Here is a 20,465-nt window from a genome sequence, read left to right as displayed (position 1 = left end):
CAGCCTGCGCTAGAGCCATTTTTTGCCAACAATGCTCGCATTCAACCCGCCCCCGCTCGTCCTCATCACTTCGACCATCGCGCGGCCGCTTGGCGCACACCGGCGGGTGGCAAGCCGCATGACCGAGCTGGTCTGCGCCGCGTGGCTGACCGGCTGCGTCACCGTGCCGGATGTGGTGGAGCCGCCGCGCATGGAGTCTTTCAGCGTGCCATACCCCGCTGCGGCGCGTCGGCTGGACCAGCAAGGCACGGTGAAGCTGCGGCTGGCCTACGACGCCACCGGCGCGGTGCGGGACGCGCGGGTGGTGCAAAGCTCAGGCAGCCCGGCGCTGGATAAGGCCGCCCTGGCCGCGGTGCCGAGGTTCCGCATCCGCCCCGGCACACGCAACGGCGTGCCGCAATCGGGTGTGGTGGTGCAACCGATTCGCTTCAGCATGCCGCCAGTGGCCGAAGGCGGCGCGCCGGGAGCGGCGCAGCCTGCGGAGGAGCAGGTGCAGCGTTAAAGGTGCGCGGCGGCGTTGGGTACGGTGGGGGCGCGGGCGATGCTGTCGGCGCGGGCGCGGGATACAGCGGCACCAGCACCAGCGCTCAGCACTCAACGATCCGCACTCAACGATCCGCACTCAGCGGTCAACACCAACGATCAGCGCGCAGAGTCAAGCGCCCGCCCCCGCGATCAGCCGGGCGCCGCGCCGTTCACCACGCCCTCGATTTCCACCAGCAGGTCATCGCGGCAGATGTCGGCCTGCAGCCAGACGGCGGTGGCCAGCGCGGGTGCGCCCTCGCCCAGCTGCTCGGCCAGCGCGGCGGCCACAGCGGGCGCGTCTTGCGGGTGGCGCACGTAGATGGTCAGGCAGGCGTCGCGCAGGTCCGCCAGGGTGCGGCCAGCGGCCTGGGCGCGGGCGGCGGCCAGCACGGCTTGCAGGTTGCGGCAGGCTTCGTGCGTTTGCGCGCGCACGTCGCCCACGTGCACGGTGGCGTGGCCAAGGATGGATGCGGTGCCGGATATGGCCAGCAGCGCGCCGCCGTCGGCACGCGGCAGCAGCGCCGCGCGTGAAAAGCTGGGCGCCACCGGGCCATAGGCGCTGGGGTAGTGGTAGGCCGATACCTGGCGGGGGTTTTCCACCGGCAGGCTGGCGCGGCTGGCCGAGGCGATCACGCGCACCTGCAGCGGCGCGCCGGCCGGGCTGCCCACGGCGCTGGCGGCGGGCGAGCCTTCCAGCGCGTTGCGGCGGGCGCGGGCAAAGGCGTCTTGGCGGCCACGGTTGAAGCGGCGGTAGCGCTCCAGCCCCCCCGCGTCTTCGTTGATGCGCGCCAGGTAGTTCCAAAAACGCAGCACATGCGGCGTGCCGCGCGCGTGCAGCAGGGCAAACAGAGCGCCATAAGCCACGTCGGCCAGGGCTTGCAGGCCTTCGCCCTCGTCGGCTTCGGGCAGGTCGATGGCGGCGGCCAGCCAGTCGCCGCGCTGGCACCAGCGCACGGTGGTGCTGGCGATGGCGGGGTGGCGTGCGGCGGGGTGGGTGATGACGGCGCCGATCAGCTCGGCCACGGTGGTTTCGCCGGTGTGCGTGGGCTGGTCGGCATCGCCGCCCAGCCAATGGTCGGATGCCGCGCCCACGCCTTGCCCGGCCAGCAGCGGCAAGGCGCAATCCATAGCGGAGCCGCCCTGCGACGCGGCGCCCTCGCCCGTCGGCTGACCCAGGCGCTGGGCCAGCAGCACGCGCGCAGCGGCGCCGTGGGAAGCCGGGTTGCTGGTTGCTGAAAGGTCGAGGTCGTGCAGGCGAATCATGCAAAGGGCACGCGGCGTAGCGGGCAGATCAAAAGCGGTAGGCAGCCCTGGGGCGAGCGGTGGCGAAGGCAGGCCAGTGGGACGAAAGCACCAAGGAAAGGACCAAGGAATGGGCCAAGGAATGGGCCAAGGCACCGGATTGTCGCAAACGCTTTGAGCCGGTACGGGCAAAGCGGGTTTGGGCGGCCGTCTGCCGGCGGGCAGCTGGCCTGCCCTGGGCTCGCAATCCCTAATGGTCACCATGTAATACATATTGGTACATTTGGGCCACTTCGACGACTTTGGAGGGAGATCGCCATGCCAACGACCCAGCGCAGTGCCCCGAAGATGCGCGCCAAACAGGCGCTCGCGGCCGCGGCGGTGGCTGTAGCGGCCTGGGGCGCCCCCGCCCAGGCGCAGACCATCCCCGCGTGCACGTCCTACGGTTCGGTGGTCACCACGCCGGCCAACCTGTCGGCCTGGGATTTTTCGCAGACCCGCGCCACAGGGCACTACGCGCTGACGCCCAACGCCCTGCGCATCTGGACCGACAGCAACGGCACGACCGACAAATCGGCGGGCTATTACCCCACCAACTTCCCCCTCAGCGCGCTGGGGGCCGAGACGATCGCCCAGGCCGGCGACTACACCACCACCAGCGGCACCATCCCACCCTCGCTGCAGCTGGCGGTGGACTTCGACGGCAACGGCTCGGTCGACGGTTTCCTGGTCGGTGAAACGGCCTACGGCAACACCTGGTGGCTGTCCAGCACGGCCGCTCTGTTCGTCAAATCCGGAGCGCCGCATACCGGCGGCGGCTACGGCTCCAGCTGGTGGGGGCTGGCCACTGAATGGCAGTCGGCGTTTCCGAACGCCCGCGTGCGCGCCATCGGCTATTCGCTGGGCTCGGGCGTACACGGCGACTACCTCATCAACCGCATCACCCTGGGTTGTGTGAACTACACCTTCAGCAATGTGACCGCGCCACCCCAGGCCGTGCCCACGCTGTGGCCAGCCGCACTGGCGCTGACGGGCCTGCTGCTGGCCGGGCTGGCGCGCAGGCGGCTGCGCGAGTAAACGGGGCGTGCAGGCTTGCAGTGTGCGGCTGGCTGGCGTTGCCGCCGGGTGCTCTCGTCGCAGGCAAGACGCGCGGACTGGCACGCGCCCTCGCCATGCCTAGTTGAGCTGGTCACCCAAGGCTCCTTGTGCCCCCTGCGGGTGCGGGCGAAGAATGTCGAACCCGACGGGCTGCCGACTGCGACACACCCGCACCGGCCGGCCAGCGCTTCGCCCGCAGACCGCGCCGCATCCCGCATGACGATGCGCAATGATGGCGGGTTTTGACCGACCATCGGCGCCGTTGCCGTCTAGTCCATACAACATCGTTATCCCCATTGACCGCATGTCCTCGCCTCGCCGCAATCCCTCATCGCCTCGCGCCCGCCGCGCCGGCCGGCCACGCCGTCCCCGCCAATCGCTGGTCTCGGCCGGTGCGGGCCTGTTGTTCTTCGGGGCTGTGTTGCTGATCCTGCCTGCCATGGCCCCGCCCAAGCCGGTGTTTCAAGCCATGCAGGCGGGCTTGCGGATGCCAGGCTGGTTGTTCCTGGGCTTGGGTGCGCTGCTGGTCGCCCTGCACTTCGCGCTGAGGTCGGTCGCCAAGCCGCGCGGGGCCGCGCAGGACGGCGCGGCTGCGCCAGCGAGGGCCGCGCAGGACGGCGCGGCTGCGCCAGCGAGGGCCGCCCAAGCGGCTAGCGCACAAGGTGGCGCGATGGCGCGACGTGGTGTGCCCGCAGCGGTGCCCCCCGAAGTAGGTGGCAACTCTGCAGCAGATCCAGCCGCCGCACACGCGCCGCGCCATGACGACGCGGCGCAGCGACTTCCGCAAGCCTTTGCTGGCAAAGCCATCACGACCGCCGTTGCTCCAGATGAAGACCGCCCCGCGGCGTGGTCGCCCCGGGTGTTCGCCCTGATCGAATGGCGCCGGTTTGAAGCGGTGTGCGAAGCCCTGTTCGCCCAAGCCGGCCTGCAAACGCGCAGCCAGTCGCACGGTGCCGACGGTGGCGTGGACATCTGGCTGCATTCGCGCAATGCCAGCGGCCCGGTCGCGGTGGTTCAATGCAAGCACTGGCAAGGCAAGCCCGTGCCGGTGAGCGCGGTGCGCGAGTTCTTCGGCACCATGGCCGCCCTGGGCCTGAAGCGCGGCACTTACGCGACCAGTTCCACCTTCACCCGCGACGCGCTGGCCTTTGCGCAGGCGAACGGCATCAACGCGCAAGACGGCGCCGGGCTGCTTCAGCTGATCGCCAGCCGCACCCCTGAGCAGCAAGCTGAGCTGCTCGCCATCGCTTTCGAGGGCGACTACTGGCGCCCTACCTGCGCCAGCTGCGGCCTGAAAATGGTGCCGCGCAGCAACAGCACGACGGGCGAGCCTTTCTGGAGCTGCAGCCAATTCCCCCGCTGCCGCGGTAACCAAGCCATGACGGCTGCGGCGAAGGCGCGGCTAGAGGCACGCGGTTGACCGCTGGCGCCGCCAGTTTCTGACGGCAGCGCACGGCTGCTATGAAGACTGGCTGCGCGCATTCGCGGGCGCCATATCCAAGCGAGCGCATCACGCGGTACCCAGGCCACCGCGCACTGGGCCGCAGCCTCATCCACCGTGATCCTTCTTGGGTGCGCACACGGTGGGCGCCAAACCCGAGCTAACAGTGTCACCCGCGGGTCGAGGCCAGCAGCCGATCACTTATATTTTGATAGCTTCCAGCGCCCTACCCACCAGCGCTGGTGGGCGATTTGACTTGCCAACGCCCCCTCGCCCGCCCTATGGCTTGTTGGCGCGCTGCCGGCGCTCGTACTCCTCCAGCTCGCGCTGGGCGACGGCGTGGGCGGCGCGTTCTTCGGCGCGGGCGCGGCGACGGGCGCGGGCGGCTTCGTCGTCGGCTTCGGTCGGCTTGGCGCGGGTCGACTCGCCTGGTTGGGCGCGCAGGCTGCGGGCTGAGCTGCCACTGGCCGAGCGGGTGCGCGGGCGTTGGCTGCTGGGGGGCCGTGTGCTGGCCTCCAGTGAGGCGGGCAGCGTTGGCGGCATGGTGGCGGGCACCGTGGCGGGGGCCGAGACGCGCGCCTTGCTGGTGCTGCGCACCCGTTCGGCGCGGGGCGTCGGCGCGCTGCGGCGGCGGGCCAGATGACGGGCGGTCAGCTCAAACAGCGCTTCGCTGACCAGCGCCAGGGCAGCGGCGGGCAGCGCGCCGGCCAGCAGCAAGGCGCTGTCGTTCAACGCCAGGCCAGTGACGATGCGCTCGCCCAGGCCGCCCGCGCCGATGAAGGCCGCGATGGTCGCGGTGCCGATGGCGATGGCCGTGGCCGTGCGCACGCCGGCCAGCACCGTGGGCAGCGCCAGGGGAAATTCGACATAGCCCAGCCGCTGGTGCCGCGTCATGCCCAGCGCAGCAGCGGCGTTGCGCAGGCCGGGCGGCACTTCGGCCAGGCCGGCGCAGGTGTTGCTGAGGATCGGCAGCACGCTGTAGGCGGTCAGCGCGATCAGGGCGGGCAGCTTGCCGATGACGCCCAGCACCGCGATCAGCACGGCCAACAAGGCCAGCGACGGAATGGTCTGCAGCACGCTGGCGGTGCCCAGCGCGATGGCGCGTGCGCGCGGGTGCGCCATGAGCCCGATGCCCAGCGGCACGGCGATCAGCGTGGCCAGGCCCACCGACACCACCACCAAAAGCAGGTGCTGGCCCAGCAGCGCCCCCAGATCGGGCGCCCACAGGCGCTGCCAGAAGCGTGAGGCGAATCCGCCCTGTGTAGGGGCCGTGCCGGCCGCCGCAGCGGCAGCGGCCGATGCCGCGCCGCCGGGTGTCAGCGCAGCGCCGGGCGCGCTGGCGCCGGAAGCGGCCGCGTCTAAGGGCAAGGTGCCAGTGGCGGCGGCGTTGACCGGGTCGGTCTCGCCCGCGCCAGCGGTGGCACCCGCCGTGGGCCCGACCAGAAAGCGCACGAAGCCCTGCGCCACCTGGGCGAAGGGGCGCGATTCCAGCACCGCCTGGCCGTTCATGGCGATCATGTCGGCTTGGTCGATGCTGCCTTCCAGTTGCTGCAGCGCATGCCATGCGGCGGGCAGGCGCTGGGGCAGATCGCGCCGGTACAGCAGCACGGCGTCGTAGCGCGGGAAGTAGCCCAGGTCGTCCGCCAGCACCACCAGGCCCAGCTTGCCGATTTGGGCGTCGGTGGTGTAGATGTCGGTCACGTCGATCTGGCGCTGCGCCAGCGCCTCGTACGCCAGGCCGTGGTCCAGCCCGCGGGGCGACTGCGGCAGGCCGTAGCGCTTGGCCAGGCCAGCCCAGCCGTCGGCGCGGCCGACGAATTCGTTGGACAGGCCGAACTTCAGCTCAGGCAGGCGGGCCAGGTCGCTCAGCTTGTTCACGCCAAGGGCCGTGGCCTGCTCTGCCCGCATGGCCAGCGCGTAGCCGTTGTTGAAGCCCAGCGGCACGCCCACGCCAAGGCCCATGGGCGCCAGCGCGCGGTCCAGATCGGCCACGCTGGTGTGGCTGGGGTCCTTGACGATTTCCTGGGCGATGGTGCCGGTGTATTCGGGGTACACGTCAATCTGGCCGGCACGCAGCGCCTCATAGACGATGGCGGTGTTGCCCAGGCCCTGGCGCACCTGCGCCGGCTGGCCCGCGGCGCGCACGGTCTGCGCCGCAATCTCTGCCAGGATGTACGACTCGGTAAACCGCTTGGAGCCCACGCGCAACTCGCCCGCCGCCCCCGCAGATTGCGCCAGCGCGGCCACCGCAGCCAAGCCGAGACTCAGAAAAACCAGACAGCGCGCCAGCCAGCCGCGCGCGCAAGGATGTGAAACATGCATGCGCGGGACTATACCGATGCGGTTGGGGCCCGGCGCTGGCGCCAGCGGCCCCCAAGCGCGCGCGGCGGCCGGTCTGTCCGGTTTTCGAGGTATGGCGCCAGCGAACAGTGAGCTGTGGCCGCCCGCCACCGTTTTAGAGTGTGGGCCTGCACGCCCCGGCCCCATCGGGTTGCAGGCCACGGCTTTCCACCCGCTTTCGCCCAACGCCCTCATTCACCCCGCGCCCACCCATGCCCGATACCGCCACTGAACTGATCCAGGCCGCACGCGCCTTGCGCAATGCCGTCGACACGCTGCATTTCGCGCCCCCCATTACCCACGTGTACAACCCGCTGGACTACGCCTGGGACGTGCACCAGCAGTACCTGCAGCGCTACGCCCAGGGCCGCAAGCGCGTGGTGTTCGTCGGCATGAACCCCGGGCCCTTCGGCATGGCGCAGACCGGGGTGCCCTTTGGCGAAGTGGCCGCCGTGCGCGATTGGCTGGGCCTGCACGGCCACATTGGCCAACCGGGCACCACCAACCCCCAACGGCCGGTGCAAGGCTTTGCCTGCACCCGCTCGGAAGTCAGCGGCCAGCGCCTGTGGGGCCTGTTTGCGGCGCGCTTCGGCACGCCTGCCGCCTTCTTTGCCGAGCATTTCGTCGCCAATTACTGCCCGCTGGTGTTTTTGGAAGGCGGCCGCAACATCACGCCCGACAAACTGCCCGCCGCCGAACAGCGCCCGCTGCTGGCCGCGTGCGATACCCACCTGCAGACGCTGGTGCGCGCGCTACGGCCGGATTGGGTGATCGGCGTGGGGGTGTGGGCGGAAAAACGCGCACGCAGCGCGCTGCAGGGCCAAGCCGACGGCCTGCGCTTTGGCCGCGTGCTGCACCCCAGCCCGGCCAGCCCGCTGGCCAACCGCGGCTGGGCCGACGCGGCCACGCAAGCGCTGGTGGCGCAAGGCGTGTGGCAGGCGGGCTGAGTCGGCGAGAGTGGCCTCGCTATTGACAGCGCCAATGCGGGCCGTGTGCCCCGTTGAGCCAAGGCGCGGCTCGCCCCACCGCAGGCGGCCCAAGGCAATGCTCCACAGCCGGTGGCCAACCCTGAATACTATGATTTATATAGCTGTCAGCGCCGGATGCGCCTGCGCCAGCGGCACCTTTGGTTCGGAATGGCTGGGTTGCCCTTCAGGCTTTTTGTTAGCGCAACTGCCGCACGGCAAACCGCCGCTGCGGGTTGACGTAGGCCTCTTGCGCCTGCACCAGTTGCAGCTCGCGCTGGCCGGATTGGTGGGTGCGCTCCAGCAGCTCGAACACGCTGGCGGTGGTGATCGCCAGCGCGTCGGCGGCCGAGCCGGTGCTGAGGTAGTGCGCGGTGAACAGCGCGGCCGTCACATCGCCCGAGCCATTGGCCTTGAAGGGCAGGTGCGGCGTAGTGACGATCCAGGCGCCGCCGGCGTCGGCGGCCAGCATCTCGATGGTGCCCGCCTCGCGGCCGGGGCATTCCACGCTGGTGACCAGCACGGTGCGCGGGCCCATGGCCATGGTGGCGTCGACGGCGGCCAGGGTTTCGTCCAGCGTGCGCACTTCGCGCTGCGTCAGAAAGCCCAGCTCGAACTGGTTGGGCGTGACGATGTCGGCCGCCGGCACCACGCGGTCGCGCAGCAGCACGGGAATATCCGGGTGCACGAAGCAGCCCGACTTGGCGTTGCCCATGACCGGGTCGCACGCGTACACCGCCTTGGGGTTGAGCGCCTTGATGCGCGCCACGGTAGACAGGATCACATCGGCGATCTCGGCGCTGCCCTGGTAGCCGCTGAGCACCGCGTCCACCCGCGCCAGCGCACCGCGCGCGTCCATCGCGTCGATGATGGCGGCCACCTCGGTGGCGGCAATGGCCGAGCCGCCCCACTGCCCGTAGCCGGTGTGGTTGGAGAAGTTGACGGTGTAGACCGGCCACACCTCATGCCCCAGGCGCTGCAGGGGAAACACGGCGGCCGAATTGCCCACATGGCCGTAGGAAACGTGGGACTGGATGGAAAGAATGTTCACGCGCGGTATTGTCCGCCTTTCGCGGCGCGCCCTGGCCGTTGCCCGCGCCCTGGCCGCGCCCTGGCCGCGCCTTGCCAGCACCTCGCCGGCCGACCAGCGTGGCCAGCCCAGGGCTAGGCGGGAGGCGGCGCGCGCAAGCCTTCCGCCAGCGCCCGGAACACCGCGAGGTGCGCGGCGCTGTGGCGCAAGTCTTCGTGCATGCACAGCCACACGGGCAGGCTGAGTTCGACCTGGGGCAGCACGCGCTGCAGATCGGGCAGCTCGGCCGCCAGCGCGACATGCCCGGCGCCGATGCCCGCACCCGCGCGCACCAGCGCCCATTGCGCAGCCTCGTCGTCGCAGCGCAGGGCGAAGCGCGCGTGCTGCCAGATAGCCGCGTGCTCTGGCGTCAGCGCGGGCGGTCCTTCGCGGTCGTGGCCGATCAGGCGGTGCTCCAGCAGATCGGCCTCGGTGTGCGGCACCCCGTGGGCCACCAGGTAGCGGCGGTGGGCGAACAGGCCCACGGGCCGGTCGGCCACGCGCTGGGCCAGCAGCGCGGGCTGGTGCGGCTGATGCATGCGCACGGCCACGTCCACCTCGCGCCCGATCAGGTCTTGCACGCGGTTGCTCAAACTCAGCTCGATGCGGATGCCGGGGTGCTCGCCCTGCAACCGGGCCAGCAGCGGCGGCAAGACGGCGTGGCCCATCACGTCGCTGGCCGTCAGGCGCACGGTGGCGTGCAGTTGCGGGCTGCGCCACCCTTCTGCCACCCGCCCCATCGCCAGAGCCTGCGCGGCCATGGCGTCGGCCAGCGGCGCCAGCGCCAGGGCCGCCTCGGTCGGCTTAAGGCCGGTCTTCGATCGGCTGAACAGCGCAACGCCCCAGCGCTGCTCCAGCGCCGCGATGTGCCGCCCCAGCGTGGGCTGGCTGCTGGCCAAGGCCCGCGCCGCGCCCGACAGGCTGCCGTGGGCCAGCACGGCTTGCACGGCACGCAGCTCGTCCCAGCCTGGCGCGTCGGCGTTGCGATCGGCTTGCGCTGGCTGCGCCGGGGTGCCTGAGGCGGCAAGCGCTGGGGACAAGGCCACGCTGCCCGACCCGCCGGGCGCGCCAGGGTCGGTGGCCGCGCCGGCGCTGGCAGGCAGCCCGGTGGCATCCGTTGAAGCAGCGCGGGGTGACGTTGATGACATGCGGCGCATCGTAGCGCGGCGCGCCGGCTGCTTATTCATTACTGAATGGTCAAACCGACATTCTTGGCCTTCCATAGCGCCATGTGAATCTCAACAATCCATACAGATTCATCCACTGCTGCCACCCTTCACCATGTCCACCCACACCGATCGCGCCCTGCCCACGCACCGCACCGCCGACCACGCCCTCATACTGGGCGGCACGGGCGCCGCCGGCGCGGCCATCGCCAGCCGCTTGGCCCGCAGCGGCGTGCGCGTCACCCTGGCAGGCCGGGGCAGCGCGGCGCCGCGGCTGAACGCTTACCCCGACCTGGCCACCCTGCCCTGGCGCCAGGTCGATCTGCGGCAACCTGGCGCGTTGCGGCAGGCGGCGCGCGATTGCGACGTGATCGTTCATGCCGCCAATCCGGCCACCTACGTGGATTGGCCGCGCGAAGTGCTGCCCATGATGGACGCGGTGCTGGACGCGGTCGCCCACCCCGAGGTGACGGTGATGCTGCCGGGCAACGTCTACGCGCTGGCGCCCAGCCCGTCGCCGATCAGCGAGGGTGCGCCTGCGCGCGATGGCACTGAAAACGCCGCTAATGCCAAAGGCCGCTTGCGTCACACGCTGGAAGCGCGCCTGCAAGCGGCGGCGCAAGCGGGCCAATGCCGCGCGCTGGTCGTGCGCGCGGGGGATTTCTTTGGCGCCCACGCCCCGCGCGGCTGGATCGCGCAGGCCATGCTGCCCGCGCTGAACCGACCCGAATGGCCCTCGGTGCCCGGCGCGGGCGTCCCGCCCACCGTGCGCCGCATCTGGCAGCCGGGTGCGGCGGGTGTTGGGCACCAATGGAACTATCTGGACGACTACGCGCACACGGTTGCGCTGCTGCTGGCCGAGCGCGCGCGCCTGCAGCGCTGGGAGGCGTTTCACACGGCGGGCCATTGGGATGCCGACGGCCAGACCCTGGTCGCGCGCACTGCCGATTTGCTGGGGCAGGCCACCGTGCACCGCCCGCGCACGCAAGCGTTTCCGTGGGGGGCGATGCGTGTGGTCGCGCCGTTTCACGCCATGAGCCGCGAAGTGCTGGACATGCGCTGGCTATGGCAGCAGCCGGTACGCCTGTCGAACGCCAAGCTGCGGGCCTTTTTGCAGCAGGATGAACCGCACACGCCGTGGGATGAGGCGCTGCGTGCCAGCCTGCGCATCGGCTGACGCAGTGGTTTAACGCCGAAGCGCAGAAGCACTACAGAATACATAGCTGCCAGCGCTGGTGGCACCTGCGCCAGAGGCTGATTTGACCAGGCATGGCCGCTCTGGGCGTCAACGCATCGCGCGAGCCGAGAGACCAAGCGATCGCACCCGGCCTGCCAGCGCTGTAGCGCCCTCGCGACTGGACTGTCCCGCGCGGTTCAGTGAGCGCGTCTCAATCGGCGCGTCCCTATCGGCGCGTCTCAACCACGCTCACGCTCCCACGCCGAGCGGCCGGCGGCCTTGGCTTGATCCCAGCTCAGGCGCGACTGGCCCTTGAGCGCTTCCCAGTCGCGCTGCAGGTCCGCCTCGGCGTCTTGCCAGGTTTTGCCGGCGTAGCGCGTGCGGCCCTGGTAGCCCAGGCGGTAGGCGGGCGAGTAGTCGTCCTCGAAGTTGTAGTCGCCCACGAAGCCGGGCTGGGTGCGGAAGTTGTCGCGCCAGTAGCTGTAGTCGGGGTCGGTGGCGTCCACGGCGGCGTAGCCGCCCAGTGCGCCGACGATGGCACCGGCCGTGCCGCCCACCACGGCGCCTAAGGGGCCGCCCACCAGCGTGCCCACGGCGGCACCCGCGGCCACGCCAGCGACCACGCCGCCGCCCACGCCCACGCTTTTCACCTCGCGCGAGGCGGTGTCAGCATCCATCGGCACCTGCGCCACCAGGCGCGGGTCTTGCGACGGCTGTTGCAGGGGCGCAGGGGCTTCGGGTGCGGCGGGGGTGGTTTTCGGGTCGGTCATGAAAGGGTCTCCTTGAGGTGTCTGGCGGCAGGCTGCAGGCTTTCGGCCTTGGCGTGCCGCCGTTGCGAAAAGGCTGGCTTTCAGTCTCGCCGCCGATGCAGCGCCGCGCTGGAAGGCATGGCCTGCGCCGGCTGTCGGCCCAGCCCGCCCGGCCGTGTAGGAGATCGGTCCGCCGCGCCCGGCTGCTGCTACCGCGCGCGGCTCACGCTGCGGGAGCTGAGGCCGATGCGGGCTGGCCGGCTGCGCACACCGCCACGCCGGGTACGGCCTGTGGCAGCCCAGCGGTTGCATTGGCCGTAGGTTTTCAGGTTGCCCTCACCCATGCCACAGGGGTACATGTTGGCGTTGAGCATGGCCAGCTCGTCCAGGATCTGCGCTTCGGCCCAGCCCGCCGCTTCGCGCTGGGCGATGCGCGCGAAGATGTCCACCGGCGTGGCGCCAAAGTCGCTGTCGTTTTCGATCAGCAGCACCTGCGCCGCCGGGGGCGCGCCGCCTTGCCAGGCTTGGTTCAAGCGGTATTGGTTCAGCCAGGCGTGCGCTTCACCCAGCTCGCGCGCGTGGGCGTAGGCCTGGGCGCTGTCGAAATGCGCCGCAGGCTGCCACTGCGCAGGGCATTGCAGCGCGTGGCCCAGCTCGTGCGCCAGGGCGTCGTAGGTGCTGTGCGCGCAGGCGGCCGGTGGCGGTGGGCAAAAGAAGCGGATCTGCTGGGGCGCGCCGGTGGCACCAGAGAAAGCGGCGTCCACCCGCTCCACGCTGCCGCCTTGCGCGTAGAACTGCGAGAGCTGCGCCCACATGGCGGGCGTGTCGCGCACGGCTTGCCGCTCCGCCTTGGCAAAGCCGGCGTGCTTCAAATCGCGCAGGATGCGCCCGTCCAGCCAGCCCATGCGCGCACTGTAGCGTGCCCGGCTCATCGCAACACGCGCACGGTGGGTGCCAGCGCTGGGCCACCGATGGCGGCAAACGCGCACCAGGGCCGCCCCTGCTGCACCGCCGCCCCGCGCATCACCACGTGCGCCGCGTTGCGCGCGCTGTAGCCCTCAGAAAATCGACAGCCCCGTACGCCGCGTGAACAGCTCCAGCGCCTTCTGCCCCAGCACCGAGTTGCCCGATGCGTCCAGCGCGGGCGACCACACCACCAGCGAAAGCCGGTCCGGCACCACGGCCAGAATACCGCCGCCCACGCCGCTCTTGCATGGCAGGCCGATGCGGTAGGCGAATTCGCCCGCCGCGTCGTAGGTGCCGCAGGTCAGCATCAGCGCGTTGATGCGGCGGGTTTGCCGCTCGGTCATCACCGCCTGGCCGGCAGCCAGCGGGTGCGCGCCGTCGCTGCACAGGTAGCCAGCGGCGCGCGCCAGCTGCAGGCAGCTCATCGACAGCGCGCACTGGTGAAAGTACAAGTCCAGCACCTGCGCCACGGCATGGTCGATGCGGCCAAAGCTTTTCATGAAATTGGCCAGCGCCTGGTTGCGGTATCCGGTAGAGGCTTCGGATTCGGCCACCTCGGTGTCGTAGCCGATCGGCTCGCCCGCCAGATCGCTCATGAACGCGGTCAGCGCGGCACAGGCCGTGTCGCCAAACAGGCCGATCAGCCGATCGGCCACGGCGATGGCGCCCGCGTTGATGAAAGGGTTGCGCGGCGTGCCGTGCTCAAACTCCAGCTGCACCAGCGAATTGAAGGCCGTGCCCGACGGCTCGCGCCCGATGCGCGACCACAGCGCCTCTTCGCTCAGCTTCTGCATGGCCAGCGTGAGCGTGAAGACCTTGGAGATGCTCTGGATCGAAAACGGCTGCGCGCCCGCCCCGGCCACCGCCTCTTGCCCGTCGCGCGTGCGCAGCGCCATGCCGATCTGCCCCGCCGGCACGCGCGCCAGCGCCGGGATGTAGCTGGCCACCTGGCCGCCGGGGCCGTGCTGCTGCAGGTCCTGCTGCAAGATGGCGGTGATTTCATCCAGGATGGGTTGGAATTGCATGGCGGTGAAGCGAGCGGGCAGACAAGCGGTTGGAGGGCCCCGGCGCGGCGCGTGCAGTGGCAGAGATGGCGCAGCGCTTTTTGACGTGACAGGGGCTGCGCCGCGACCGCGATGGTGCCAGACCGAGCGCCGCAGCGCGCTTTGGCAACGCCCACTGCGCGCACCACACCCGCTGGCTGCAACCCGTTCACTTTCAAATTGATAGCTGCCAGCGCTGGCCGCACCTGCGCCAGAGGCTGATTTGGCTAGAAGATTCAGTGACGGCGACCACGCCGCGCGCGTCCTCACCCTGCCCCACGCGCCACCGCATTCGCGCGCGCCGCAAGCGGCCCGCCCGCGGCATCAACCCCTGCGCCTGCCCGCGCGGCGCACCAAGACAGTGCCGCGCCCAGCGCGCTGAAGCAGCAAAGACGACAATGGCCGCCCATGAACCCCGCCACCAACGCGCCTGTCGCGCCTGCCGATGCGCCCGCATCGCCCGCATCGCGCCCAGCGCCCACCGCGCCCGCCCCGGTGGCACCCGCTGCGCACAGCGGCGCGCTACCCGCGCGCCACCTGCTGCTGGCCGTGGCGGTGGTGGCTGTGTGGGGCAGCAATTTCCCCGTCATCAAAATCGCGCTGGACCACCTGCCGCCGCTGCTGCTGGCCACGCTGCGCTTCGCGCTGGCCGCCCTGCCCGCGCTGTGGCTGATTCGCCGCCCCAAGGCGCGCTGGCGCAATCTGGCGGCGTACGGCCTGCTGATCGGCGTGGGGCAGTTCGGGCTGCTGTTCATCGCGATGACGCGCTTTATCTCGCCCGGCCTGGCGTCGCTGGTCATCCAGATCCAGGTGTTCTTCACCGTCGGGCTGGCCATGGCAACGGCGGGTGAACGCGTGCGCGCCTACCAGGTGCTGGCCATGCTGCTGGCCGTGGCGGGCATTGCGCTGATCGGCTGGCACGCGGTGACGGATGGCGCGTCGATCACGCCCGTGGGCCTGGTGCTGATCCTGCTGGCGGCGCTGTCTTGGGCGGCGGGCAACATCGTCAGCCGCAGCGCGGGCCGGGTGGACGCAGTGGGCTACATGGTGTGGTCCAGCCTGTTTGCCGTGCCGCCCTTGCTGATGCTGTCGCTGTGGCTGGAAGGCTGGCCCGCCATCCGCGCGGGCGTGGCGTCGGCCGACTGGGCCACCTGGGCCGCCGTGCTGTGGCAGGCGGTGGGCAACACCTTGTTTGGCTACGCGGCCTGGGCCTGGCTGCTGGCGCGCCACCCCGCCGCCAGCGTCACGCCCATGGCGCTGCTGGTGCCGATCTTCGGCATGGGCACGTCGGCGCTGTGGCTGGGCGAATCGCTGCCGGGCTGGAAGATCGTGGCGGCGCTGCTGGTGATGGGCGGGCTGACGGTCAACGTCCTGTGGCCGCGCTTGCAAGCGCGCTGGCGCGCAGCGCGCGACTGAGCGGGGCGGGCCGCGCATGGCGCGCGGTACGGCTTGACGCGCCAAGGCGATACACAAAGACCGATTCCGGCGGTGCATGGCTGCCCAATGCGCCCACACAGCACGTCGGTTTTGCTACGTTTTAAGTAGCTGCCAGCGCCCTTCCCGCCTGCGCCAGCGGCCTATTTGGCTTAGAGTGGTCTATTGGACCAGCGGGCCCAGCGCAGCCCGCGCACTCACAGCTTGCCGGCGGCCACGCCTTCCACGGGCGGCGGCGGCGTGACCAGCTCCTCGATCACCAGTGCGCGGTACGAATACGCCAACAACGCCCCTTCCGACGCCAGCACCGTGGCCACGTCGTCCGGCGCAGCGTCGGCCATGTCGATCAGCACGCCCGCGCAGCCGCGCTGCGCCAGCCCGACATAGCGCAGCATGAACTGATCCTCGCGCCCCGGCGACGGCACGCCGCCCACCGACTTGGCGCGATCGGCGAACGCCTGCGTGATCTCGCCCGGCGACACGGTCTGCACCTGCCCGATCTGCGGCAGGTCCGCCAGCCGAGGGACAGCCGCCTGCGCCGTGGCGGCGTCTTTGAACATCGCGAAGGCGTGGCCCTTGGGGTAGTAGGCGCCGGACATGGAAAACTGACCGGGGTCGGTGGCAAAGCCGCTCATCTGTCGCTCCTGGTGATGGTGGATGCCCCATTCTTGGCCCCCCGTGCCCGGTCGGGCGTAGGCCAAGGGGCGCTCTGCGCGTCGGCAACGGGCCAGGTGGATGACCTCATTGCGCGGGCGCGCACAGGCGCGCGCAGGGTGTCCACACGCGCGCGGCGCCTTTGACCGGCACCTTGGTCGGGCCGATATTTACTATGGATTCAGTAGCTGCCAGCGCCCGCCACACGGGCGTCAGAAGGCTACTCAGGCCTCAACCGGCACTTCTTCCAGATGCGCCTTGGCGATCGCCCAGACCTCGTGCGCCGGCAGGGTTTTGAGCTTGTGGTCGCTCCACACCTGGCGCCACAGGCGCGCACCGCGCCGGCCGTGGTGCAGGCCCAGCATGTGCCGCGCGATGGCGTACCAGGGCGTGCCGTGCGCGGCGGCTTCGCGCGCCATGTAGTCGACCATGGCCGCCTCCACCTCGTCCGGCGTGGTGTGCAGCGCTGAAGCCGCGCCCAGAAAGCGCGTGTCCCACTCGCGCATCAGCCAGGGGCGGTGGTAGGCCTCGCGCCCCACCATCACGCCATCGACGTGCTGCAGGTGCGTGGCGATCTGCTCGTCAGTGGTCACCCCACCGTTCAACGCGATGGTCAGCTGCGGAAAGTCGCGCTTGAGCTGGTAGACCACCTCATAGCGCAGCGGCGGAATCTCGCGGTTTTCCTTGGGCGACAAGCCCTTGAGCCATGCGTTGCGGGCGTGCACGATGAACACGCGGCAGCCCGCATCGGCCACCGTGCCCAAAAAGTCGCGCACAAAGGCGTAGCTTTCTTCCTTGTCGATGCCGATGCGGTGCTTGACGGTGACCGGTACGCTCACCACGTCCAGCATGGCCTTCACGCCATCGGCCACCAGTTGCGGCTCGGCCATCAGGCACGCGCCAAACGCGCCGCGCTGCACGCGCTCGCTGGGGCAGCCGCAGTTCAGGTTGATCTCGTCGTAGCCCCATTGCTCGCCCAGGCGCGCGGCCTGGGCCAGGCGCTCTGGCTCACTGCCGCCCAGCTGCAGGGCCACCGGGTGCTCTTCCGCGTTGAAGCGCAGGTGGCGTTCGGTGCCACCGTACACGATGGCGCCCGCGTTCACCATTTCGGTGTACAGCAGCGCGCGCTGGGTGATCAGGCGATGAAAGAACCGGCAGTGCCTGTCCGTCCAATCGATCATCGGCGCGACCGACAGGCGCCATGGGCTCATCGGTGGGTCTGTGGGAGGGGTTGGGTGCATGGATTGTTGATGACGCTGGACGCCTGCGCGGGTGCCTTCATGCGCCGGCAAGCGCTAGGCCAACCGCGTCGCTCGCGCTATGGGCCTATTGTGCTCACCGGGACGCGTTTTGTTGGCGTGCCTACCAGCTCACGCCCCGCCGGTTGAGCCCGGCACCATCGCCAGGACAAACCTGGCCCGGCCAGTCGGTCAAGCTCGACGGCGGCGCGCGGCCAGGGTGGCCAGCAAGGCGATCAGGCCCGTCAGCGTGCCCAAGGCCCAGGGCGCATCGGCGGGCACTGCGGCCACCGGTGTCGCGCGACAGGTACCGGTGATGGTCAGGCTCATCGCCACGCCGTAGCCCCCGCCGCTGTTGTTGACCAAGGCCACTAAGGGATAGTCGCCCGCACTCGGAAGCGACACGGTTCCAGATGCGTTGGTCGGCGCGCCGGTGTAGGTGCCGCCGCTGATGCCAGTGGAAAGGCCACCGATCGTCAAGCCCGTCAGCGAGTCGTCCACCAGAAAGCTGGAACTCACCGTCAGCGGAACTGACGTATCCACACCGCTGCCGAGTCGCAAAGTGCGCAGGAACTGCTGCGCGCTGGCCGGCTGGCCGCCTGCCCCGTTGCCAATCCAGCTGGACCCCGTGGGGGCGGTGCTCCAGCTGCCGTTGACGTCGAACGTGATCGCTGCAGGAGCCCACGTGCTGCCCCCGTCGCTGCTCCTCGACCAACTCGCATCTGTCCCGATAGTCACCGACGCGGTCGATTGGCCGGTGCCGCAGTCCAGCAGCACGGCGTTGCTTTGCGCCTGCGCGGCGGACGCCCACACCAGCGCAGCAAGGCCGAAGCCAATGCATTTCAGACCGATCGCAGGAGCAGAATTTACGGTCAACATGAGCCTTACCCGATAAAAGCCGTGATGCTACAAGAAGAAGATGCAGAAATCACGCGCGCATGACCTGAGACACCGAGGCCAAGCGCGCTCCGCGCGAGGCACGCGCCGGTCGAAAGTGCGCGACAAGCAGTCGCCAGCTCATCACGGCCAGGCACGTTCGATCCTGCCCAACAACCTAGGGTTGTGTTCAGCCGCACGCCACCGGGGCAGCCCGCCTCGTTCCACGCGCACGCTACCGTGCAGGCGCAACGCACCAGCCACCGAAGAACCTGAGAAAAAGCCCCAGCAAGCGGGGCTTCGAGCAACAGCCTATCGACCGGGCGCTTGCGCGTCAGCTCATGTGCAGGCCGCCGTTCACCGAGAAGTTGGCGCCGGTGGTGAAGCCCGCGTCGTCGCTGGCCAGCCAAGCCACGATGGAGCCGATTTCTTCCGGCTGGCCCAGGCGCTTGACCGGGATGGTGGCCACGATCTTCTCGAGCACGTCGGGGCGAATCGCCTTGACCATGTCGGTGCCGATGTAGCCGGGGCTGACGGTGTTCACGGTGACGCCCTTGCCTGCCAGCTCTTGCGCCAGCGCCATGGCAAAGCCGTGCATGCCGGCCTTGGCGGCGGAATAGTTGGTTTGGCCGGCCTGGCCTTTTTCGCCGTTGACGGAGCTGATCTGGATGACGCGGCCAAAGCCCCGCTCGACCATGTCAGGCACCACCTGCTTGGTCACGTTGAACATGCTGTTCAGGTTGGTGTCGACCACGGCGTCCCAGTCTTCGCGCGTCATCTTCAGGAACATGCGGTCGCGCGTGATGCCGGCGTTGTTGACCAGCACGTCAATCGGGCCGTGCTCGGCCTTGGCCTTGGCGAAGGCGTCGACCGTGGATTGCCAGTCGGCCACGTTGCCGACGCTGGCGTAGAAGGTGTAGCCAAGCGCTTTTTGCTCATCCAGCCACTTCTGATAGTCGCGCGTGGGGCCGCAGCCGGCGATGACCGTGAAGCCTTCTTTATGCAGGCGCTGGCAGATGGCGGTTCCGATGCCACCCATGCCACCGGTGACGTACGCTACTTTTTGACTCATTGACTGTCTCCTCTTTGAACTACAAAAACCATAGCTGGCGGCGCAACTGGGGCGCCGACATGCGCCCAATTTACCTTAAGCGCGGGTCACCGCGCCCAAGGGTTTACGCCAGCCATATGTGCTGAAAACGCGGCGCGATCAGGGTTGCTCAAGCGCCAGGGCCACGCCCATGCCGCCGCCGATACACAGGCCGGCCAGGCCGCGCTTGGCGCCGCTGCGCTTCATCTCATGCAGCAGCGTGACCAGAATGCGGCAACCTGACGCACCAATGGGGTGGCCGATGGCGATGGCGCCACCGTTCACGTTGACCTTGGCCGGGTCGATGTCCAGCAGCTTGTTGACGGCGCAGGCTTGCGCGGCGAAGGCCTCGTTCAGCTCGAACAGGTCGACGTCGCCCACCTTCCAGCCCGCGCGCTGCAGCGCCTTTTGCGTGGCGCCCACCGGGCCCAGGCCCATGGTGGCCGGGTCCAGCCCCACGGTGGCGTAGCTGACGATGCGCGCCAGCGGCGTCAGGCCCAGGTCGGCCGCCCTCTTGGCGCTCATGACCACCACCGCGGCCGCGCCGTCGTTGATGCCCGAGGCGTTGCCCGCGGTGACGGTGCCTGCCTTGTCGAAAGCCGGGCGCAGGCCCGCCAACGCTTCGGCGCTGGTTTTCTTGTTGATGAACTCGTCGGTGTCGAACACCACTGGGTCGCCCTTGCGCTGCGGAATGCTGACCGGCGTGATCTCTTCCTTGAACTTGCCTGCGTCTTGCGCGGCAGAAGCCTTCTGCTGGCTGGCCAGCGCCAGCGCGTCCTGCTGCTCGCGCGTGATGCCTTCCTGCTTGGCCACGTTCTCGGCGGTGATGCCCATGTGGTACTGGTTGTACACGTCCCACAGGCCGTCGACGATCATCGAATCGATCATCTTCCAGTCGCCCATGCGCTGGCCGTCGCGGCTGCCCAGCAGCACGTGGGGACTGGCGCTCATGTTTTCCTGGCCGCCCGCCACGACGATGTCGCTGTCGCCCGCCAGAATGGCCTGCTGCGCCAGCATCACCGACTTCAGGCCTGAGCCGCAGACGACGTTGATCGTCATGCCCGGAATCGACTTGGGCAGGCCCGCCTTGATCAGCGCCTGGCGCGCAGGGTTTTGCCCGGCGCCAGCGGCCAGCACCTGGCCCATGATGACCTGGCCAGAGGCCTCGGCCAGCAGCTCGCCGGTGACCTTGGCGCGCTCCAGCGCGGCCTGGATGGCGATGCTGCCCAATTGCGTTGCCGGCACTTTGGCCAGCGAGCCGCCGAACTTGCCCACAGCAGTGCGCGCCGCTGAAACGATAACGATGTCTTCCACTTTCTGCTCTCCTAATGATAGCTGCCAGCGATGGTGGGATGTGCGCTGGCGGCCTTTCTGACTTGAAACAGGTTAAAA

At 69.6% G+C, this 20,465-nt stretch carries 18 protein-coding genes; 6 read left to right on the top strand and 12 right to left on the bottom strand.

Annotated elements, in window-relative coordinates; all coding sequences use genetic code 11:
- Positions 1 to 118 precede the first annotated feature (118 nt).
- Positions 119 to 502, top strand: coding sequence for an energy transducer TonB (locus C6570_RS10485; protein ID WP_245896161.1), 384 nt, complete (start codon positions 119 to 121; stop codon positions 500 to 502).
- Between the two features lie 173 nt (positions 503 to 675).
- Here C6570_RS10485 and C6570_RS10480 read toward each other — a convergent pair whose 3' ends face one another.
- The gene (locus C6570_RS10480; RefSeq protein WP_106703152.1) at positions 676 to 1,788 is read right to left on the bottom strand and encodes a chorismate transformation FkbO/Hyg5 family protein; all 1,113 of its coding nucleotides are present in this window, start codon (positions 1,786 to 1,788) and stop codon (positions 676 to 678) included.
- A 297-nt stretch (positions 1,789 to 2,085) separates the two neighbouring features.
- Between C6570_RS10480 and C6570_RS10475 the strand changes: the two genes are divergently transcribed.
- Both C6570_RS10475 and C6570_RS10470 read left to right on the top strand, forming a co-directional pair.
- Positions 2,086 to 2,844: a hypothetical protein gene (locus C6570_RS10475; protein ID WP_123812247.1), complete on the top strand. Its 759-nt coding sequence runs from the start codon at positions 2,086 to 2,088 to the stop codon at positions 2,842 to 2,844.
- Positions 2,845 to 3,097: 253 nt separating this feature from the next.
- A complete protein-coding gene (locus C6570_RS10470) occupies positions 3,098 to 4,285 on the top strand; it encodes a restriction endonuclease (protein WP_245896160.1) in 1,188 nt (395 codons plus the stop codon).
- Positions 4,286 to 4,585: 300 nt separating this feature from the next.
- Here C6570_RS10470 and C6570_RS18425 read toward each other — a convergent pair whose 3' ends face one another.
- Positions 4,586 to 6,628, bottom strand: coding sequence for an ABC transporter permease/substrate-binding protein (locus C6570_RS18425; RefSeq protein WP_425437868.1), 2,043 nt, complete (start codon positions 6,626 to 6,628; stop codon positions 4,586 to 4,588).
- Positions 6,629 to 6,858: 230 nt separating this feature from the next.
- Between C6570_RS18425 and C6570_RS10455 the strand changes: the two genes are divergently transcribed.
- Positions 6,859 to 7,593 carry a uracil-DNA glycosylase family protein gene (locus tag C6570_RS10455; protein WP_106703150.1) on the top strand — a complete coding sequence of 245 codons (735 nt, stop codon included), beginning with the start codon at positions 6,859 to 6,861 and terminating at the stop codon, positions 7,591 to 7,593.
- A gap of 217 nt (positions 7,594 to 7,810) precedes the next feature.
- Here C6570_RS10455 and pdxY read toward each other — a convergent pair whose 3' ends face one another.
- Positions 7,811 to 8,662 carry a pyridoxal kinase PdxY gene (gene pdxY / locus C6570_RS10450; RefSeq protein WP_106703149.1) on the bottom strand — a complete coding sequence of 284 codons (852 nt, stop codon included), beginning with the start codon at positions 8,660 to 8,662 and terminating at the stop codon, positions 7,811 to 7,813.
- A 113-nt stretch (positions 8,663 to 8,775) separates the two neighbouring features.
- Entirely contained in the window at positions 8,776 to 9,828 is a 1,053-nt protein-coding gene (locus tag C6570_RS10445) for a LysR family transcriptional regulator (RefSeq protein WP_106704641.1), read from the bottom strand.
- A 133-nt stretch (positions 9,829 to 9,961) separates the two neighbouring features.
- Between C6570_RS10445 and C6570_RS10440 the strand changes: the two genes are divergently transcribed.
- On the top strand, positions 9,962 to 11,023 hold the full coding sequence (locus C6570_RS10440) for an NAD-dependent epimerase/dehydratase family protein (protein ID WP_164675527.1): 1,062 nt from the start codon (positions 9,962 to 9,964) through the stop codon (positions 11,021 to 11,023).
- Positions 11,024 to 11,262: 239 nt separating this feature from the next.
- On the opposite strand, the gene C6570_RS10435 is transcribed toward C6570_RS10440, so the two are convergent.
- From C6570_RS10435 to C6570_RS10425, 3 genes are all read right to left on the bottom strand, one after another.
- Complete coding sequence (locus C6570_RS10435; protein ID WP_106703147.1) at positions 11,263 to 11,793, bottom strand: hypothetical protein; 531 nt, start codon at positions 11,791 to 11,793, stop codon at positions 11,263 to 11,265.
- Between the two features lie 188 nt (positions 11,794 to 11,981).
- Positions 11,982 to 12,704: a hypothetical protein gene (locus tag C6570_RS10430; RefSeq protein WP_123812246.1), complete on the bottom strand. Its 723-nt coding sequence runs from the start codon at positions 12,702 to 12,704 to the stop codon at positions 11,982 to 11,984.
- 126 nt (positions 12,705 to 12,830) lie between these two features.
- Positions 12,831 to 13,763, bottom strand: a complete 933-nt coding sequence (locus C6570_RS10425; protein WP_106703145.1) for a glutaminase — start codon at positions 13,761 to 13,763, stop codon at positions 12,831 to 12,833.
- 426 nt (positions 13,764 to 14,189) lie between these two features.
- Here C6570_RS10425 and C6570_RS10420 point away from each other — a divergent pair, with 426 nt between their 5' ends.
- Positions 14,190 to 15,197 carry an EamA family transporter gene (locus C6570_RS10420; protein WP_106703144.1) on the top strand — a complete coding sequence of 336 codons (1,008 nt, stop codon included), beginning with the start codon at positions 14,190 to 14,192 and terminating at the stop codon, positions 15,195 to 15,197.
- A 215-nt stretch (positions 15,198 to 15,412) separates the two neighbouring features.
- Here C6570_RS10420 and C6570_RS10415 read toward each other — a convergent pair whose 3' ends face one another.
- From C6570_RS10415 to C6570_RS10395, 5 genes are all read right to left on the bottom strand, one after another.
- On the bottom strand, positions 15,413 to 15,850 hold the full coding sequence (locus C6570_RS10415) for a hypothetical protein (protein ID WP_106703143.1): 438 nt from the start codon (positions 15,848 to 15,850) through the stop codon (positions 15,413 to 15,415).
- A 243-nt stretch (positions 15,851 to 16,093) separates the two neighbouring features.
- Positions 16,094 to 17,080: a tRNA dihydrouridine(20/20a) synthase DusA gene (dusA, locus tag C6570_RS10410; protein WP_106703142.1), complete on the bottom strand. Its 987-nt coding sequence runs from the start codon at positions 17,078 to 17,080 to the stop codon at positions 16,094 to 16,096.
- Positions 17,081 to 17,299: 219 nt separating this feature from the next.
- Complete coding sequence (locus C6570_RS10405) at positions 17,300 to 17,986, bottom strand: hypothetical protein (protein WP_106703141.1); 687 nt, start codon at positions 17,984 to 17,986, stop codon at positions 17,300 to 17,302.
- 331 nt (positions 17,987 to 18,317) lie between these two features.
- Complete coding sequence (phbB, locus tag C6570_RS10400; RefSeq protein WP_106703140.1) at positions 18,318 to 19,055, bottom strand: acetoacetyl-CoA reductase; 738 nt, start codon at positions 19,053 to 19,055, stop codon at positions 18,318 to 18,320.
- 138 nt (positions 19,056 to 19,193) lie between these two features.
- Complete coding sequence (locus tag C6570_RS10395) at positions 19,194 to 20,387, bottom strand: acetyl-CoA C-acetyltransferase (RefSeq protein WP_106703139.1); 1,194 nt, start codon at positions 20,385 to 20,387, stop codon at positions 19,194 to 19,196.
- Positions 20,388 to 20,465: the final 78 nt, after the last annotated feature.

It is taken from the genome of Ottowia oryzae, assembly GCF_003008535.1.
In the GTDB taxonomy this organism is placed as follows: domain Bacteria; phylum Pseudomonadota; class Gammaproteobacteria; order Burkholderiales; family Burkholderiaceae_C; genus Ottowia; species Ottowia oryzae.
The sequence above is the reverse complement of the archived record's forward strand: the minus strand, read 5'-3'. Positions and strand labels throughout refer to the sequence as shown.